General features: G+C 71.0%; 13 protein-coding genes and 2 pseudogenes. 14 read left to right on the top strand and 1 reads right to left on the bottom strand.

Going from position 1 to position 18,285, the window contains the following annotated elements:
- From NBX02_RS18325 to NBX02_RS18310, 4 genes and pseudogenes are all read left to right on the top strand, one after another.
- Positions 1–776, top strand: a pseudogene (locus tag NBX02_RS18325) (hypothetical protein); the annotation flags it as partial.
- 117 nt (positions 777–893) lie between these two features.
- Entirely contained in the window at positions 894–1,622 is a 729-nt protein-coding gene (thyX, locus tag NBX02_RS18320) for an FAD-dependent thymidylate synthase (RefSeq protein ID WP_250282284.1), read from the top strand.
- A gap of 9 nt (positions 1,623–1,631) precedes the next feature.
- The gene (locus NBX02_RS18315) at positions 1,632–4,064 is read left to right on the top strand and encodes a phosphoketolase family protein (protein WP_250282259.1); all 2,433 of its coding nucleotides are present in this window, start codon (positions 1,632–1,634) and stop codon (positions 4,062–4,064) included.
- 28 nt (positions 4,065–4,092) lie between these two features.
- A complete protein-coding gene (locus NBX02_RS18310) occupies positions 4,093–5,199 on the top strand; it encodes an acetate/propionate family kinase (RefSeq protein ID WP_250292381.1) in 1,107 nt (368 codons plus the stop codon).
- Here NBX02_RS18310 and NBX02_RS18305 read toward each other — a convergent pair.
- Positions 5,093–6,442 carry an HNH endonuclease signature motif containing protein gene (locus NBX02_RS18305; protein ID WP_250292379.1) on the bottom strand — a complete coding sequence of 450 codons (1,350 nt, stop codon included), beginning with the start codon at positions 6,440–6,442 and terminating at the stop codon, positions 5,093–5,095. The genes NBX02_RS18310 and NBX02_RS18305 overlap by 107 nt on opposite strands.
- A 645-nt stretch (positions 6,443–7,087) precedes the next feature.
- Between NBX02_RS18305 and dapA the strand changes: the two genes are divergently transcribed.
- The 10 genes and pseudogenes from dapA to NBX02_RS18255 all read left to right on the top strand — a co-directional run.
- Positions 7,088–8,044, top strand: a complete 957-nt coding sequence (dapA, locus tag NBX02_RS18300) for a 4-hydroxy-tetrahydrodipicolinate synthase (RefSeq protein ID WP_250292377.1) — start codon at positions 7,088–7,090, stop codon at positions 8,042–8,044.
- Positions 8,041–9,726 (top strand): ribonuclease J, encoded by a 1,686-nt coding sequence (locus tag NBX02_RS18295; protein WP_250282264.1) that lies wholly within the window; start codon positions 8,041–8,043, stop codon positions 9,724–9,726. The genes dapA and NBX02_RS18295 overlap by 4 nt, the downstream gene beginning before the upstream one ends.
- Before the next feature lie 294 nt (positions 9,727–10,020).
- Positions 10,021–12,438: an FtsK/SpoIIIE family DNA translocase gene (locus NBX02_RS18290; protein ID WP_250282266.1), complete on the top strand. Its 2,418-nt coding sequence runs from the start codon at positions 10,021–10,023 to the stop codon at positions 12,436–12,438.
- A gap of 95 nt (positions 12,439–12,533) precedes the next feature.
- Positions 12,534–13,340, top strand: coding sequence for a helix-turn-helix domain-containing protein (locus NBX02_RS18285; RefSeq protein WP_250282268.1), 807 nt, complete (start codon positions 12,534–12,536; stop codon positions 13,338–13,340).
- A 9-nt stretch (positions 13,341–13,349) separates the two neighbouring features.
- Positions 13,350–14,807, top strand: a complete 1,458-nt coding sequence (locus tag NBX02_RS18280; RefSeq protein ID WP_250282270.1) for a MiaB/RimO family radical SAM methylthiotransferase — start codon at positions 13,350–13,352, stop codon at positions 14,805–14,807.
- Entirely contained in the window at positions 14,804–15,412 is a 609-nt protein-coding gene (locus NBX02_RS18275) for a CDP-alcohol phosphatidyltransferase family protein (RefSeq protein ID WP_250282272.1), read from the top strand. The genes NBX02_RS18280 and NBX02_RS18275 overlap by 4 nt, the downstream gene beginning before the upstream one ends.
- The gene (locus NBX02_RS18270; protein ID WP_250282274.1) at positions 15,402–16,679 is read left to right on the top strand and encodes a competence/damage-inducible protein A; all 1,278 of its coding nucleotides are present in this window, start codon (positions 15,402–15,404) and stop codon (positions 16,677–16,679) included. The genes NBX02_RS18275 and NBX02_RS18270 overlap by 11 nt, the downstream gene beginning before the upstream one ends.
- A 119-nt stretch (positions 16,680–16,798) precedes the next feature.
- Positions 16,799–17,146, top strand: coding sequence for a helix-turn-helix domain-containing protein (locus NBX02_RS18265; protein WP_250282276.1), 348 nt, complete (start codon positions 16,799–16,801; stop codon positions 17,144–17,146).
- Between the two features lie 64 nt (positions 17,147–17,210).
- Positions 17,211–18,026: a PspA/IM30 family protein gene (locus NBX02_RS18260; RefSeq protein WP_250282278.1), complete on the top strand. Its 816-nt coding sequence runs from the start codon at positions 17,211–17,213 to the stop codon at positions 18,024–18,026.
- Positions 18,027–18,028: 2 nt separating this feature from the next.
- A pseudogene (locus NBX02_RS18255) lies at positions 18,029–18,285 on the top strand (hypothetical protein); the annotation flags it as partial.

The raw sequence follows: 18,285 nt of genomic DNA, 5'->3' as shown, positions 1-18,285 counted from the left end.
TCGCCGAGGAGACCGCGGCCGTCCGCGAGCAGCTCGCGCGCGCCGACGAGATGGTCGCCGCCGCCGGCCGCAGCCACGGCGCGCAGCGGGAGAGCCTGCTGCTGGAGGCACTGGAGATCGTCGCCGACCATCAGGCCGCCCGCGACGCCCTCGCCGTCACCGGGGTGGCGCCACCGGCGCGGGTGCGGGCCCGGCGTGCCGGCCGCGCCGTGGTGGTCACCTGGCAGCCGTCGCCGTCGGCAGGCACGATCAGGTACCGCGTGCTGCGGATCGGGCCGGACGGCGCCTCCCGCGCGGTCGGCGTCACCCAGGTCACCAGCATCGAGGACGGCGGGGTCGGCCCGGACGCGCCGATCCCGGTCTACGAGGTGCTCGCCGGCCGCTCCGGGCTGTGGTCCGCCCCCGCCCGGTCCGGCGCGGACCAGCCCGGCCCTGCTCCCGTCCTGACCGCGCCCGTCGCCCTGAACGCCGCGGACCGCCTCGAGCCCGCGACCGGTCTGCACCTCGCCGGTGACCTGCTGCGCTGGACCTGGCCGCCGGGCTGCACCGAGATGATGGTCGTCTGGCGCTCCGACGCGCCGGCCGGCACGGCGGACGACCCGGCCGCGCATCGCCGTAAGGTCACCAACGCCAGGTACGACGTGGACGGCGGCCTCCCGGTGCCGGCCGAACGGCCGCTGCACCTGGCGGTGTTCGGATGCGTGCGCGACGGCGGGCGGCTGCTGGTCGCCAGCGTCTGCCCGCCGTCGGCCCGCCTGTGGGCGGCCGGGGGTTGACGGGGGGATGACCGTCGATCCTGGTCTACCACGGCCCGGCGCCGCCCAGAATCTAGGCCGCCGTAGGTCGCCATAGGTCCGGTCCGGGGCCAGTTGGCCGCAGGTTACGGTATGGGCATGCGCGTCCAGATCATCGCTCAGACGCAGTTCACCCCACCGGACGACGTCGACTGGTCCACCGATGCCGACGGTGGCCAGGCGCTCGCGGAGTTCGCCGGCCGGGCCTGTTACCAGAGCTGGTCGAAACCGAACCCCGCCACGGCCACGAACGCCGGCTACCTGCGCCACATCCTCGACGTCGGGCACCTGTCCGTGCTCGAGCACGCGACGGTGAGCGTGTACATCACCGGGGTCTCCCGGAGCCTGACCCACGAGCTGGTCCGCCACCGGCACTTCTCCTACAGCCAGCTTTCCCAGCGTTACGTACCGGAGCGGGACGCCGCCGTGATCGAGCCCGACGTCATCGCCGAGGACCCACGGCTGCACGAGCTGTTCACCGAGGCCGCCGCCGCCTCCCTGGAGGCCTACGGCAGGCTCCTCGAGGGGCTGGAGAAGCGGTTCGCCGACGTGGCGGCACCGACCTCCCGGCGCAAGCTCGCCCGGCAGGCCGCCCGGTCGGTGCTGCCCAACGCCACCGAGACCCGGATCGTGGTGACCGGGAACTACCGGGCCTGGCGTCACTTCGTCGCGATGCGGGCGAGCGAGGCGGCCGACGTCGAGATCCGCGCCCTGGCGGTGGCGGTGCTGCGTGAGCTCCAGCGACTCGCGCCGAATGTCTTCGGCGACTTCCAGGTGACCGCCCTGGACGACGGGACCGAGGTTGCGTCGAGCCCGCTCGCCGACTGAGGTGGATGCATGACCAACAGCCTTCTCACCGCCGCCGCAGGGCCGCTGTCACCGGGGCCGCTGTCACCGGACGAGCTGCGGCGCATCCACGCCTACTGGCGCGCGGCGAACTATCTGTCGGTCGGCCAGATCTACCTGCTCGACAACCCCCTGCTGCGGGAGCCCCTGCGGGCCGAGCATGTCAAGCCCCGCCTGCTCGGCCACTGGGGCACCACACCGGGGCTCAACCTGATCTACGCCCACATGAACCGCGTGATCAGGACGAACGACCTCAACGCGATCTACGTCATCGGCCCGGGCCACGGCGGCCCCGGCATCGTCGCGAACGCCTACCTGGAAGGCACGTACTCCGAGGTCTGCCCCTCCATCACCCGGGACGCCGCCGGGCTGCGCCGGCTGTTCCGCCAGTTCTCCTTCCCCGGTGGCATCCCCAGCCATGTGGCGCCGGAGACCCCCGGCTCGATCCACGAGGGCGGGGAGCTCGGCTACGCCCTCACCCATGCCTTCGGCGCCGCGTTCGACAACCCTGACCTGCTGGTCTGCGCGGTCGTCGGGGACGGGGAGGCCGAGACCGGCCCGCTGGCGGCGAGCTGGCACTCGAACAAGTTCCTCGACCCGGTCCGTGACGGCGCGGTACTGCCGATCCTCCACCTGAACGGCTACAAGATCGCCCAACCGGCCGTGCTCGCGCGCATCCCCCAGGCCGAGCTCGACCATCTGATGCGCGGCTACGGCTACCAGCCGTTCCACGTCACCGGGGACGATCCCGAGCAGGTCCACCAGCGCTTCGCCGCCGTCCTCGACACCGTCGTCGCCGAGATCGCCCGGATTCAGCGGCAGGCACGGGCGCACGGCGACCCGTCCCGCCCGCTGTGGCCCATGATCGTCCTTCGCACCCCGAAGGGCTGGACCGGCCCGGCCGTCGTCGACGGCGCGCAGGTCGAGGGCACGTGGCGGTCCCACCAGGTGCCGGTCGCGCAGATCCACGACAGTCCGGAGCACCTGGCGGAGCTGGAACGGTGGCTGCGCGGCTACCGGCCCGAGGAGCTCTTCGACGCCGACGGCCGCCTGGTCGCCGAACTCGCCGGCCTCGCGCCGTCGGGCAACCGGCGGATGAGCGCGAACCCGCACGCCAACGGCGGGGAACTGCTGCGCGACCTGGCCCTGCCCGACTTCCGCGACTACGCCGTGGAGGTCACCAGCCCGGCCACGACGTTCAGCGAGGCGACAAGGGTCCTCGGCGGCTTCCTGCGGGACGTGATGACGGCGAACCCGACGACGTTCCGGGTCATGGGCCCGGACGAGACCGCCTCCAACCGTCTCGGCGCGCTGTTCCAGACGACGTCCCGGGCCTGGAACGCGCAGATCGTCGACGGTGACGACGACCTGGCGCCGGACGGCCGGGTCATGGAGGTGCTCTCGGAGCATCTGTGCCAGGGCTGGCTGGAGGGATACCTCCTCACCGGCCGGCACGGGCTCTTCTCCTGCTACGAGGCGTTCATCCACATCGTCGACTCGATGGTGAACCAGCACGCGAAGTGGCTGAAGACGACCCGCCACATCCCGTGGCGGCGCCCGATCGCGTCGCTGAACTACCTGCTCACCAGCCACGTCTGGCGGCAGGACCACAACGGCTTCTCCCACCAGGACCCGGGCTTCATCGACCACGTGGTCAACAAGAAGGCGGAGATAATCCGGGTCTACCTCCCGCCGGACGCGAACACACTGCTGTCCGTCGCCGACCACTGTCTGCGCAGCCGGCATTACATCAACGTCATCGTGGCCGGCAAGCAGCCAGCGCTGAACTACCTGCCGATGGACGCGGCGATCGCCCACTGCGCCCGGGGCATCGGCATCTGGGACTGGGCCAGCAACGACCACAAAGCCGGCGACCACAAAGCCGGCGATCACGGATCCGTCGACGGCATGCCCGACGTGGTCATGGCATGCGCCGGCGACATCCCGACCCTGGAGACCCTGGCCGCGGTCGACATCCTGCGACGTCACTTCCCCGACCTGAAGGTACGTGTCGTCAACATCGTCGATCTGATGTGCCTCCAGCCCGACAGCGAACATCCACACGGGATCTCCGACGCCCGGTTCGACGCGCTGTTCACCGCTGACCGGCCAGTGATCTTCGCCTACCACGGCTACCCATGGCTGATCCACCGGCTGACCTACCGGCGTACCAACCACATCAACATCCATGTCCGCGGCTACATCGAGGAGGGCACGACCACCACACCGTTCGACATGGTGATGATGAACAACCTCGACCGGTTCCACCTGGTGATCGACGTGATCGACCGGGTCCCGTCACTGGGCGCGCGCGCCGCACACGTTCGGCAGGACATGGTGGACGCCCGGATCGCGGCCCGCGCGTACACCCGCGACTTCGGCACGGACATGCCCGAGATCTCCAACTGGACCTGGCCCTACTAGACGGCCCAGCGCTGTGCACATCAGCGGCGTGAACATCCTCGTGGTCAACGCCGGTTCGTCCAGCCTGAAACTGCGCCTCCTCGGGCCGGGGGACGCTCTGCTGGCCGCGGTCGACCTTCGCGCGCGGGAAGGCCGACCGGACCCGGACGAGGTCACCGCGACGATCACGGACCTGGCCCGCCGCGGCGAGTTCGGCGCGGTCGGGCACCGAATCGTGCACGGCGGGACAGTGTTCACCGGCCCGGTGGTCGTCACCGACCGGGTGGCCAAGGAGCTACACTCGCTCGCCGTACTGGCCCCGCTGCACCAGCCGGCGGCGCTCGCCGCACTGGCCGAGATACGGACCGCGGCGCCCGGCATCACCCAGGTCGCCTGCTTCGACACCTCCTTCCACGCCCGGATGCCACCGGCCGCGACCACCTACGCGGTCCCGGCCGACTGGCGGGACCGTCTCGGCGTGCGCCGCTACGGCTTCCACGGGCTGTCCCACGCGTACGCGTCCCGCCGGGCGGCGGTACTGACCGGCGGGAGCCGGGTGGTGACCTGCCATCTTGGGTCGGGCGCGTCGCTGGCGGCCGTCCGCGACGGCGTCGGCATCGACACCACCATGGGGTTCACCCCCTTGGAGGGGCTGGTCATGTCGACCCGCTCCGGCACGATCGATCCGGGTCTGCTGTTGTGGCTGCAGACGTCGGCCGGCCTGTCCGCCGACGAGCTCACCGAGGCGTTGTTCCACCGGTCGGGCCTGGCCGCCCTGGCCGGCACCCCGGACATGCGTACGGTCGTCGACCAGGCCGTCACCGGCGAGGCCGCCTCCTCCCTGGCGCTGGCGGTCTACCTCCACCGCCTGCGTGCGCAGATCGCCGCGATGGCGGCGGCTCTCGGCGGCCTGGACACGCTGGTCTTCACCGGCGGGGTGGGGGAGCGCTCCGCCGCGGTACGAGCCGGCGCCGCGGACGGGCTGGGCTTCCTCGGTGTGGCTGTCGACCCGGACCGTAACGCCGCCCATACCTCTGGTGATCATGACATCACTGCTGCCGGCTCGCCGGTCCGGACACTCGTTGTCGAGGCCCGCGAGGAGCTGGAGATCGCCCGAGGCGTCCGCGCGTGCCTTGCCGGACAGCTCCCGCGTTGAGGAGAGCGGTGACCGACTCCTGAAGGTGCAGCGGTTCCCCGGCCCACCGTCCGGTGATGGCGTCGTGGGCGACGGACGCGGTCGCGTCCCGCAGATGGCGTAGCGGCTCGTCGCCTGTGCTGAGGGGAGGCTGATGGGGAATCACGGTACCGTCGGGACGCCGTACGGTGACGCTGTGACCCTCGCCGATGGCGAGGATGAGCCCCGCCTCGTGGACGGCATGGTGATGGAACGAGCAGAGCAGAACGAGGTTGTCGAGATCCGTTCTGCCGCCGTCGGCCCAGTGGACGGCGTGGTGGGCGTGCAGCCAGCGGGTGTGGTCGCAGCCGGGGTAGCGGCAGGTGCCCTGGTCACGGGCCTCCAGGAGACGACGTAGGGCCTGTGGGACGGTGCGGCGCCGGCGTCCGGCGTCCGGGATGGTGACACCCGCGTCGCAGGCGAGCCGGCGAACGGTTTCCGGGTGCACCGCGACACCGGGTTCGACGTCACTGCGGGGCTGGTGCGGGCGGCCACTGTCGTGTGGAGGGACGCCGTCGGTGAGCAGGTTCGCGTCGACGTGGACGTGGACGGTGTAGCGGGCGGGGTCGGCCAGCGTAGGTGCCCTGCTGGCGAGGAAACCGCCGGCGACCGTGGTGAGGGCGTCGGCATTCGCGGCCTGGTCGCGAGGCATGTCAGATGTGTGGCCGGCGTGAGCCGCGTCAAGGGCCTTGATGAACAGGGCGCCGTCCTCGGGGGTCAGCCGCGCGTGGACGATCAGGCTGCCGTCGTCGTCCCACCGCCACGAACAGGACCGGCGGGCGTGTCGGTCGACCGCCCTTCCCAGCCCGTCGCGGCCACGCAGACGGCCGTACGCGGCGACGAGCCGGTCAAGCTGACTGGCCGTGGCATGTTCGGCCTGGCGGACCCATTCGGCCTCGCTGTCGACGTCGGCGACCCGGCTGATGGCGCGGGCCTTGGCATAGGACAGCCGGCCGCCCGCGAAGGCGTCGCGCAGCGCGGGGAGCTGTTCGAGAGCATGCCCGACACGGAGGTGCTCATAGCCGGTACGCAGGCTGATCCCGCACTTCCACGACAGCCAGTGCGCACAGGAGCGGATCCCCACCCCTGCCCAGCCCTCGCGGCGGTCGAACGCGGCCAGCGCCAGCAGCCAGGCGCACATCGCGGCTGAGATCCGCCCGGCCCAGGCGCAGATTTCCGCCTCAAGCTGGTGGAGAGGGGCATGCTCCACGTCGATATCGAACATAAGTTCGATATTAGGCCTGCGTCGCCTGTTGCGCAAGAGGGTCGTGACGGCATAAAAGGTCGTGACGGGAAGCCTGAGAGGGGTCGTGAGAGGCGAAGGCTCGTGAGGCGTGAGGCGTGAGGCGCGGGTCGGAGGCTGGACTCGTGCCCCGCGGAACACGGCTGCGTCGGTTGCAGAGGCCTGGTGGTCGTAGGTGGTGCTTGCTGATAGTGACGATACGTGCACCGATCTGCTGCTTTTCTGGCGGCAGGCTGTTGCTCGGGTGGGCTGCTGGGGAGCCTTCGGCAGAAAGTCGATCTTTCTGGAGGGAGGGCTGTGTTCCGCGGAACACGGCCGGGACGGCGATGGAACACGGCCGGTGGGCGCAGTGGACGCTGCTGTGCCCAGGGCTGCTGCGCCCGTCAACGGAGTAGACTGATCGCCATGCCGAAGAAACCCGGGCCGGGGGCGCCGTCGGGGTGCTGCCGCCGGGATGCCGGTCGCGCTGGGTAGCGGCTATCGTCGAAGCTTCCTGGCCGTCGTCGGCATTCCGGCCGTCTCATGTGTGACGGACTCATGTGCGTCCGAGGTTGTGCGTCCGAGGTGCCGTCACGTGCCGTGTCGGGTATTGTCCGACAAGGCACCATGAGAACTAAGGTGACCGGCATGTCAGTGTTGTCCCGAGCGCCCTTCGGTCGCATGATTACAGCAATGATCACTCCGTTCACCGTGGACGGTGAACTTGATCTTAAAGGTGCCGCGGCACTCGCGGAGTATCTGGTGGACGTCGGCAACGATGGCCTGGTCGTCAACGGGACGACAGGGGAATCGCCGACCACCTCGGACGCGGAAAAAGAAGAGCTGCTCAGGGCGGTGGTGGAGGCTGTCGGCACCCGGGCGAAGGTGATTGCCGGTGTGGGCACCAACGACACCCGGCACACGGTGGAACTGGCCGTGGCGGCACAGAAGGCCGGCGCGCACGGGCTGCTGGTGGTCAGCCCTTACTACAGCAAGCCTCCGCAGAGCGGGCTTGCGGAGCACTTCCGTACCGTCGCGGACGCTACTGGGCTACCCGTCATGATCTATGATATACCTGGCCGTACCGGTGTCCCGGTGGCAACGGATACGCTGGTACGCTTGGCCGACCATCCACGGATCGTGGCTGTCAAGGACGCCAAGGACGATCTTGGTGCGTCATCGTGGGTCCTTGCTCGAACAGAACTTGCGTACTACTCCGGTACGGACATTCTCAACCTCCCACTCCTGGCGGTGGGGGCCGTGGGGGTCGTAAGCGTCGTCGGGCACGTCGCCACCGCCCGGATTCGTTCGATGATCGATGCTTTCGACGCAGGTGACGCCATTCGTGCCCGTTCACTGCACCTGAGTCTGCTTCCGGCGTACGAGGGCATGTTCAGGAACCAAGGTGTGATCATGACAAAAGCTGCTCTTCACATGGCCGGGCTGCCCGCTGGGGGAGTCCGGCCGCCGCTGGTGGACGCCACCGGGCAGGAGCGCGAGCAACTCCGGGCCGACCTGGCCGCGGCCGGGATCGACCTGTCCGCGGACGTGGCCACCGCTACGGCTGTTACGGCTGCTACGGCTGCAACGGCGGGTTCCGCGTGAGCCATCCCCACCCCGGGCTGAGAACACCGCCACCGCTTCCGCCGGACGGGCTGCGTATCGTCGCGCTCGGGGGCCTCGGCGAGATCGGCCGCAACATGACCGTGTTCGAGTTCGACGGCCGGCTGCTCGTCGTCGACTGCGGAGTGCTCTTCCCCGAGAGCGACCAGCCCGGCGTCGACCTCATCCTCCCCGACTTCACCGCCATCCGGGACAGGCTGGACGCCATCGAGGCGGTCGTGCTCACCCACGCCCACGAGGACCACATCGGCGCCGTCCCCTACCTGCTGCGCGAACGTGCCGACATCCCGCTGGTCGGCTCCCGGCTGACGCTCGCGCTGACCGTGGCCAAGCTCGCCGAGCACCGCATCACGCCGGTCACGGTCGAGGTACGGGAGGGGCAGGTCCACAGTTTCGGCCCGTTCGGTTGCGAGTTCTTCGCGGTCAACCATTCCATCCCGGACGCCCTGGCCGTCGCGATCCGCACACCGGCCGGTCTGGTGCTGCACACCGGCGACTTCAAGATGGACCAGCTTCCCCTCGACGGCAGGCTGACCGACCTGGGCGGCTTCGCCCGGCTCGGCCAGGAGGGCGTCGACCTGCTGCTGTCCGACTCCACCAACGCCGAGGTGCCCGGCTTCGTGACCTCGGAACGGGAGATCGCTCCTGTCCTCGACGGCGTGTTCCGGGATGCGAACAAGAGGATCATCGTCGCGTGCTTCGCCAGCCATGTACACCGGGTACAGCAGATCCTTGACGCGGCGGAGGCGCATGGTCGCTCGGTGTGCTTCGTGGGACGCTCGATGGTGCGCAACATGGGGGTGGCCCGCGACCTGGGCCTGCTGCGGGTCGCGCCGGGCCTCATGGTCGACATGCGGGACGTCGCCTCGCTGCCCGACCGCAACGTCTGCCTGGTCTCAACCGGTTCCCAGGGCGAGCCGTTGTCGGCCCTGTCCCGGATGGCCAACCGTGACCACGCGATCCGGATCGAGGCCGGCGACACGGTCGTGCTCGCCTCCAGCCTGATCCCGGGCAACGAGACCGCGGTCCATCGGGTGATCAACGGGCTGACCCGCTGGGGAGCGAAGGTCGTCCACAAGGGTGTGGCCAAGGTGCACACCTCCGGGCACGCACCGGCCGGCGAGCTCCTCTACGTCCTCAACGCCACCCGTCCGTCCAATGTCATGCCGGTACACGGCGAGTGGCGCCATCTGCGGGCGCACGGCGCGCTCGCCGAGGCGACCGGTGTGCCCGCGGACAGGATCGTGCTCGCCGACGACGGCATGGTCGTTGACCTGGTCGACGGGCAGGCGAACATCACCGGTGTCGTCCCGTGCGGCTACGTCTATGTCGACGGGCTCGCCGTCGGTGACGTCGGCGAGTCGAGTCTGAAGGACCGTCGCATCCTGGGTGATGAGGGCTTCATCACGATCACGGTCGTGGTCGACGCCGCGTCGGGGAAGGTCGTGGGCGGCCCCGAGCTGTCGGCCCGGGGGTTCTCCGACGTCCGCGAGACGTTCGAGCAGGTACGCGGCCTGGTGTCCGAGGCGTTGGCCGAGTCGATGCGCTCTGGCATGGTGGACGTCGCCGCGCTGCAGCAGCTGGTCCGCCGCACGGTCGGACGCTGGGTGAGCGACACCTACCGGCGTCGGCCAATGATCGTGCCGGTGGTGGTCGAGGTCTGAGGCAGCATGCTCTGAGGCGACGCGCCCGGAAGGTCGGGGTTGCCGGATGTCGCGGCCGGAGACCGGTACCGTCCTCGAGTGGCCACACGGGCGAGTGGTACGCGGACGCGTGCCCAGGGCGGGAGGTCTCCCTCCGGCTCGGCGCCTGCGCGGCGTCCACCGGCCGGGGGCAAGGCGTCGAGCGGGAAGCCGGCAGCGAACAGGCCCCGGCCGAAGGCCGTCCCCGCGAAGGCCAGTGCGGGAAGAACCGATACGGGAAGAACCGGTACGGGCAGGTCACGCCCCCCTTTTACCGTGGTCGCCGCCCTTGCCGCGATCCGGCTGTTGGTCCGGGCCTGGGGGATTGCGGCCACGCTGCTGGGCGAGATGGGCCGCCGGATCGGTCGGGGTGCCCGTGACCTGCGTATCGACGAGGCGCACCGGCGGGACGGGGCGGGGCTTGCCGCGCTCGGCGCGACCGCGCTCACCATGGCCGCGGTCTGGTTCCATGCCGGCGGGCCGGTGGGCGGTGTCGTCGCCGGCCTGCTGCGCTTCCTGGTCGGCGCGGGGGCGCTGGCGCTTCCGCTGTTCGGCCTCGGCGCGACCTGGCGGCTGATCCGCAGCCCGAGTGATCCGGACAGCCGTGGCCGGGTGCTGATCGGCTGGGCCGCGTTCGCAGCGGGTGTGCTGGGGCTGGTGCACGTCGCGCACGGGGTGCCCGACTTCGGTGCCGGTACCGCCGCGATCGAGCGGGCGGGGGGGCTGGCCGGGTTCCTGGTCAGCTCACCGCTGTCCAGCGCCGTCACCGCGTACCTGGCGGCACCCCTGCTGCTCCTGGTGAGCGTGTTCGGCATACTCGTGATCACCAGGACCCCGATCCGCGTGATCCCCGACCGGCTGCGCGATCTGCGGGACAGGCTCGTGGCCGGTTACCACCAGCACGGGGACGATCACGATCATCGGCCGGTGGGCAGCCGTGGAGGCCGCCGGAACGAGCCGGTCGCCGGCAGCCCGGCGCGGGACCAGTTCCGCGGGTCGCTGGTGGAGGACCTGCTCGGTGCCCCTGGCTCCCGGTCGCTACCGGATCCGGACGTGTTCGATATCGACGCGCTCGGAGATGCCGAGCCGCCGGTGGCGGACGAGCCGGCGCCGGCTCCCCGGGCTGGCGAACGGCGGGCCGCGAAGACGCGTGGCCGCGGGCCAAGGCCCGAGCCGCCGTCCGAGGTGGAGCACTTCGTCGCTCCCGGACTGAGTGGGACAGCGGACAGTGACTACGTTCTGCCGTCACCGACCCTGTTGCAGCAGGGTACGCCGCCGAAGGTGCGGTCGGCCGCGACGGACACGGTGATCGGTTCGTTGACGGACGTCTTCGCGCAGTTCCGGGTGGATGCCAAAGTGACGGGTTTCACCCGGGGGCCGACGGTGACCCGGTACGAGATCGAGCTGGGCGCGGCGGTGAAGGTCGAGCGGATCATCCAGCTCACCAAGAACATCGCGTATGCGGTGAAGAGCCCGGATGTGCGGATCATCAGCCCGATCCCGGGGAAGAGCGCGGTCGGGATCGAGATCCCGAACAGCGACCGGGAGCTGGTCTCGCTCGGGGACGTGCTGCGCAGCGAGGAGGCGACCGGGAACCCGCATCCGCTGCTGGTCGGCCTGGGCAAGGACATCGAGGGCGGCTATGTGGTGGCGAACCTCGCGAAGATGCCGCACATCCTGATCGCCGGGGCGACCGGGGCGGGCAAGTCGACCTGTATCAACACGCTGATCACGAGTGTGCTGGCGCGGGCCACACCGGACCAGGTGCGGCTGGTGCTGGTGGACCCCAAGCGGGTGGAGCTGACGAGCTACCAGGGGATTCCCCATCTGATCACGCCGATCATCACGAGTCCGAAGAAGGCCGCGGACGCGTTGGAGTGGGTGGTCAAGGAGATGGAGAACCGCTACGAGGACCTGGCCGCCTGCGGGGTGCGCCACGTCGACGACTTCAACCGCAAGGTGCGGGCCGGTCAGATCGTGGCGCCGCCGGGGTCGGAGCGGGTGTACACGCCGTATCCGTACATCCTGGCGATCGTGGACGAGCTGGCGGACCTGATGATGGTGGCGCCACGGGACGTCGAGGACTCGATCTCGCGGATCACGGCGATGGCGCGGGCGGTGGGGATTCACCTGGTGCTGGCCACACAGCGGCCGTCGGTGGACGTGGTGACCGGTCTGATCAAGGCGAATGTGCCGTCGCGGCTGGCGTTTGCGACGTCGTCGCTGGCGGACAGCCGGGTGATCCTGGACCAGGCGGGGGCGGAGAAGCTGGTCGGTCTCGGGGACGCGTTGTTCCTGCCGATGGGGGCGGGGAAGCCGGCGCGGATCCAGGGGGCGTTCGTCTCCGAGGAGGAGATCGCCGCGATCGTCGCGCATACCAGGGAACAGGCGGCTCCGGCGTTCCGGGCGGATGTGTTCGACGGTGCCACCGAGCCCAAGAAGGAGATCGACGAGGACATCGGGGACGACCTGCAGCTGTTCGTACAGGCGGTCGAGCTGGTGGTGTCGACCCAGTTCGGGTCGACCTCGATGCTCCAGCGCAAGCTGCGGGTCGGGTTCGCCAAGGCCGGCCGGCTGATGGACCTGATGGAAAGCCGGGGCATCGTCGGTCCGAGCGAGGGGTCGAAGGCTCGGGACGTGTTGGTCATGCCGGACGAACTTGAAGGACTTCTGGTGACTCTACGCAATGGCTAGTGACGTCGGCGGCGATCATCGGAGTGTGCTTTCGGCGACTGGCCAACCACCGTAGACTCGCCAGTACTGCCGATCCGACCGGGCGGAGGGTGACTATGCAGTCCCCTGAGGGCGTGGGCGCGGTGCTCGCAGCCGCCCGCGTCAGACAGGGTCTGTCGATCTTGGATGTCAGCGAGCGGACCCGTGTGCGCACCGCACTGATTGAGCAGATAGAGGGTGACGATTTCACCAGCTGTGGTGGTTCGGTGTATGCGCGTGGCCATATTCGCAGCATCGCCCGCACTCTGGGGATCGATCCCGTACCGCTGATCGCCGAGTTCGACCGGCGTCACGGCCGGCTGACCGGGCCGCAGCCGCTCCCGGCGCGGCCGGTCGACCCGTTGATCCCGCAGGGGGCGGGGGCCCGTCGGGGATTTCCCTGGGCGCCCGCGGTGATCGTCGCGTTGGTGGCGGTCTGTGTCCTGGCGGCTCTCGCCGTCCTCGTCCCGAACGGCTCCGGCGGTGCGCTGCGTGACCCCACCGGTGTCCGGGCTGCCGCCACGGTCCCGCCGGTGACGCCGGGAGCCGGCGCGACCGGTGCGCCCGCCGGGCCCGTGCGGTCCGCGACGCCCGCGCCGAGCGGGGTGAACGTCGAGGTGGCGGTGCGGGACGAGCCGAGCTGGCTGGAGATGCGGGACGAGGCCCAGCGGGTCCTGCTGCAGCAGCTCCTGCAGCCCGGCGACAGCCGGCTGGTGAAGGCGGCCCGTTCCGTGGAGATCAGAATCGGTAACGCCGGGTCGGTGGCGGTCTTCTGCAACGGCCGGGATCTGGGAGTGGGGGGCAGCCCCGGCCAGGTTCTCACCGTACGTGTGGGACTGGGTGCGTCGGGAGACTGTGCCATTGGTAACCCGGCATCCCGGTAGCCTGACGTCGTGCCCGATCGTCCTGTTCGCCGTGTCGCGCTGATCACATTGGGCTGTGCCCGCAACGACGTGGACTCCGAGGAGCTCGCGGCGCGGCTCGGGGGGGACGGCTGGGCCGTGGTCGACGATCCGGCCAGTGCCGACGCCGTGGTGGTCAACACCTGCGGTTTCGTCGACGTCGCCAAGAAGGACTCGATCGACACGTTGCTCGCCGCCGCCGACCTGCGCGACGCCGCCGGGGGCCCGAAGGCCGTGGTCGCGGTCGGCTGCCTGGCCGAGCGGTACGGCCGGCAGCTCGCCGAGAGCCTGCCGGAGGCCGACGCCGTCCTCGGCTTCGACGCCTACCCGGCGCTCGGCAGCCACCTGGACGCGGTGCTGCGCGGCGAGAAGCCCGCGGCGCACACTCCGCGTGACCGGCGGGCCCTGCTGCCGATCACACCGGTCGACCGCCAGGCAGGGCAGCAGGCAGGGCAGCAGGCAGGGCAGGCGGAGCGGTCCGGGCCCGCGTCCGGCCCGCCGGTCCTGCGCCAGCGCCTGCTCGGTGGGCCTGTCGCGTCGTTGAAGATCTCCAGTGGCTGTGACCGGCGCTGTGCGTTCTGCGCGATCCCCACGTTCCGCGGGGCACACGTCTCCCGGCCGCCGCAGGACGTCCTCGCCGAGGCCGAGTGGCTCGCCGGCCAGGGCGTGCGGGAACTCGTCCTGGTCAGCGAGAACTCGACCTCCTACGGCAAGGACCTCGGGGACCTGCGGGCGCTGGAGAAGCTGCTGCCCCAGCTGGCCGCGATCACCGGTGTGGTCCGGGTCAGAGCGGTGTACCTGCAGCCCGCCGAGGTACGCCCGTCCCTGCTGGAGACGGTGCTGACGACCCCCGGCGTCGCCCCCTACCTCGATCTGTCGTTCCAGCACGCCAGTCCGTCGGTGCTGCGGCGGATGCGCCGTTTCGGTGGCGCGGACGCCTTCCTCGATCTGCTGGCGCGGGCCCGCGCGCTGGCCCCGGACGTCGGCGCCCGCTCGAACGTGATCGTCGGCTTCCCGGGCGAGACCCGGGCGGACGTCGCGCTGCTGGAGCGCTTCCTCACCGACGCCGACCTCGACGCCGTCGGGGTCTTCGGATACTCCGACGAGGACGGTACCGAGGCGGCCGGCCTGCCCGGCAAGGTCACGCCGGCCACGGTACGCCGGCGCCAGGCGCGCGTGACCGACCTGGTCGAGCAGCTGACCGCCGCCCGCGCGCAGCGGCGGCTCTCCTCGGTCGTCGAGGTCCTGGTGGAGGAGGCCGCCGGTGGGCTGGCGCACGGACGGGCCGCGCACCAGCAGCCCGAGGTCGACGGGGCGTGCACGGTCCGCCTGCCACCGGCCGAGGCCGCGCGGGTACGGGTGGGTGATCTGGTGAGCGCGAAGGTGGTCGCGGCCGAAGGGGTGGACCTGGTCGCCGAGCTCCTCGACGTTGTCGACTCCGTGGGATGAGCGGGGCTGGTGCCGCTGTCAGCCGGCTGAACCTCGCCAACGCGCTCACCGTCGGGCGGGTCGCGCTCGTCCCGGTGTTCGTGGTGCTCATGTTCGCCGGCGGGCAGGACGGTTCCGGCTGGCGGGTGGCGGCGTTCGCCGTCTACGCGCTCGCGGCGGTCACCGACCAGGTCGACGGATACATCGCCCGCAGCCGCGGGATCGTCACGGATTTCGGGATCATCCTCGACCCGATCGCGGACAAGGCGCTCACCGGTGCCGCGCTGCTGTCCCTGTCGCTGCTCGGTGAGCTGCCGTGGCTGGTGACGGTGGTCGTCGTGGTCCGGGAGGCCGGGGTCACCCTGCTGCGGTTACGGATGATCCGCTACGGGGTGATGGCGCCCAGCCGCGGGGGCAAGCTGAAGACCCTGCTGCTCAACTGCGCGATCGGTCTCTACGTGCTTCCCCTGGAGGGGATCGCCGCCTCCGCGCGGGCGGTCGTTCTCGCCGCCGGGGTGCTGGTGGCGGTGGTCACCGGTCTTGACTACGTGGGACGGGCGCTGGCCCTGCGACGGCAGGCGACGCGGCCGGTCCCCGCGATCTCCGAGGAGAACGATGCGGGCTGAACTACTGGCTGTGGGCGACGAACTGCTGTTCGGGGACATCGTCAACGGCAACGCGGCGTGGCTCGGGCGGCAGCTCGCCGACGTGGGCGTACGGCTGACGATGTCAACGGTGGTGGGCGACAACGTCGACGTGATCGCGGCCGGGATCCGGGCGGCGCTGGGCCGCGCGGACGCGGTCATCCTCACCGGCGGGCTCGGGCCGACCCAGGACGACCTGACCAGGGAGGGGATCGCCCTGGCGGCTGGTGTGGCCCTGCGCCGGGACGCCTTCCTGGAGGCGGCCTTACGGCGTCGGTTCCAGGCGCTGAGGCGGGATGTGCCGAGCGGTACGGACCGAGGGGCGCCGGAGATGAACTACCGGCAGGCAGATCTCCCCGAGGGAGCCGAACCGCTGCCGAACGAGGTCGGCACCGCCCCCGGCGTCCGGCTGGAGACAGCCGGCGGCGTGGTGTACGCCCTGCCTGGCGTCCCCAGCGAGATGTACGCCATGTTCACCGGGTCGGTCCTGCCGGATCTGCTGCGCCGGGCCGGGGAGCCGGCGGTCGTGGTGCACCGGGTCCTGCGCACCGCCGGGATCTGGGAGTCGGCGGTGGCCCAGGCGCTGGCCGGTGAGGTCGAGCGGCTCGCCCCGGTCGGGAACCCGACAATCGCCTTTCTGGCCAGCGGCGGGCAGACCCGGGTGCGGGTCAGCGCCCGCGCCGCAGACCGGGCCGAGGCGTACCGGCTCATCGAGCCGGTGGAGAAGGCGGCCCGCGACGCGCTCGGGACCGCGCTCTACGGCGTCGACGACGACACCCTGGAGGGGACCGTCCTGCGGCTGCTCGCCGAGCGCGGTGAGACGCTCGCCGTCGCCGAGTCGATGACCGGCGGGCTGCTCGCCGGCCGGCTCACCGATGTCGCCGGTGCCAGCGCGGTGCTGCGCGGCGGGGTGGTCTCCTACGCCACCGAGGCCAAGCGGGACGTGCTCGGGGTCGGCCCGGAGGTGCTGGCGACGTCCGGCGCGGTGTCCCCGGAGGCGGCGGCGGCGATGGCCGCGGGCGTGCGGGACCTGCTGGGGGCGAGCACCGGGCTGGCGGTGACCGGGGTGGCCGGCCCCGACGAGCAGGAGGGCAAGCCCGTCGGGACCCTGCACATAGGTATGGTTGGTGCCTTCGGCACGCTGACGAGGTCCCTACGCCTCCCCGGCGACCGTCGTACGAACCGTGTCTATGCGGTCGTCCAGGCGTTGGACGTTCTTCGGCGTACCCTGACTGTTCATACCTGTTGACTGGGATGAACCGCCGGACGCGTGTTGCTTACATGGTTACAGTCGTATCAACGGCCAGCCATCACGGTGGACAGCAGGTATACGGTAAGGCCCAGCCCGAGGACGAAGGAGGAGGCACGATGGTCCTGCTCCGACGCATGCTCGGCGAGGCATTGCGCCGCCGCCGCCAGGATCAGCACCGGACCCTGCGTGAGGTGTCCTCCAACGCGAGGGTCTCGCTCGGATACCTCTCCGAGGTCGAGCGAGGGCAGAAGGAGGCGAGCTCCGAGCTGCTGGCGTCGATCTGCGACGCGCTCGGCGTCCGGCTCGCCGACCTGCTGCGTGAGGTGAGCGACGACCTGGAGCTCGCCGAGCTCGCGGCTGGCGGCCCGGCCCGGGTGGGCGCCCCGATGGCGGGGATGCCGCCGATGGCCGCCATGCAGTCCCGCGGCGGCGCGACCACCGCCGTGGTCGACCGTGCCGCCTAGCCGACTGCCGTTTTCGTAGGCCGGGGGGCACCGATGTCCGGCTTGGCGTGCGACGATCGGGGGTATGGCGAACGTCGTCCGCAAGTTCTACCGCTATCTGTCCGCGTCGGCGAACCGGAAGCTGGACGAGAAGGCTGACCCCCGGGTCCAGATCGACCAGGCGATCACCGAGGCGCAGCGGCAGCACCAGGCGCTCGTACAGCAGGCCGCCGCGGTCGTCGGCAACCAGCGGCAGCTGGAGATGCGGATGGCGCGCCAGATCGAGGAGGTCGAGAGCCTGGCCGCCTCCGCGCGCCAGGCCATCCTGCTCGCGGACGCGGCCAGCGCGAAGGGCGAGGTGGACGCGGCCGCCCGCTACGAGCAGACCGCGCAGGCGTTCGCCGGCCAGCTCGTCGCCGCGGAGGGCTCCCTCGACGACCTCAAGTCCCTGCACCAGCAGGCCGTGCTCTCCGCCGAGCAGGCCCGCCGCGCGGTGGAGGACAACACGCTGCGGCTGGAGGGGCAGCTCGCCGAGCGGGCCCGGCTGCTGACCCAGATCGAGCACGCCGCCATGCAGGAGCAGATGAGCAAGGCGCTCGACGGCATGTCCCGGCTCACCCCGCCGGGTGACACCCCGACGCTGGGGCAGGTCCGGGACAAGGTCGAGCAACGCTACGCGGTCGCCCTGGGACACCACGAGCTGTCCTCGCAGGGGGTGGAGTCGCGGATGCTGGAGATTCGCCGGGCGTCGTTGGACGCGAAGGCGTCCAACCGTCTCACCGAGATCCGCACGGCCCTGTCGGCCGGGCCGGCGGCGGGCGGATCCGACGGCACGCTGTCCCTGAACAAGGGATCACCGCCGTCCCTGGACAAGGGACCGGCCGATCAGCCGGACGGCTGACGGTGCTGCCGGCACACGGGACGGGGCCGAGCAGCCGCCTGCCGGAGTGGCTGCGTGCCGACATCGAACGCCGGAACCTGCTGCGCGGCGAGCAGCGGCTGGTCCGCACCCAGGCCCGGCTGCGCCGCCGGGCCGCCACGTCCGCGCGGGTGTGGTCCGGGGTCGCGGTCCTCACCCCGGCCGCCGCGGTGCTGGACGGGACGTGGGCCTGGCTGGTCGTGGGCGCCGGCGCGCTCGTGCGGGCCGGGCTGTCCTGGCG

The organism is Protofrankia sp. CiP1_Cm_nod1 (assembly GCF_920888515.1).
GTDB lineage: Bacteria > Actinomycetota > Actinomycetes > Frankiales > Frankiaceae > Protofrankia.
The sequence above is the reverse complement of the archived record's forward strand: the minus strand, read 5'-3'. Positions and strand labels throughout refer to the sequence as shown.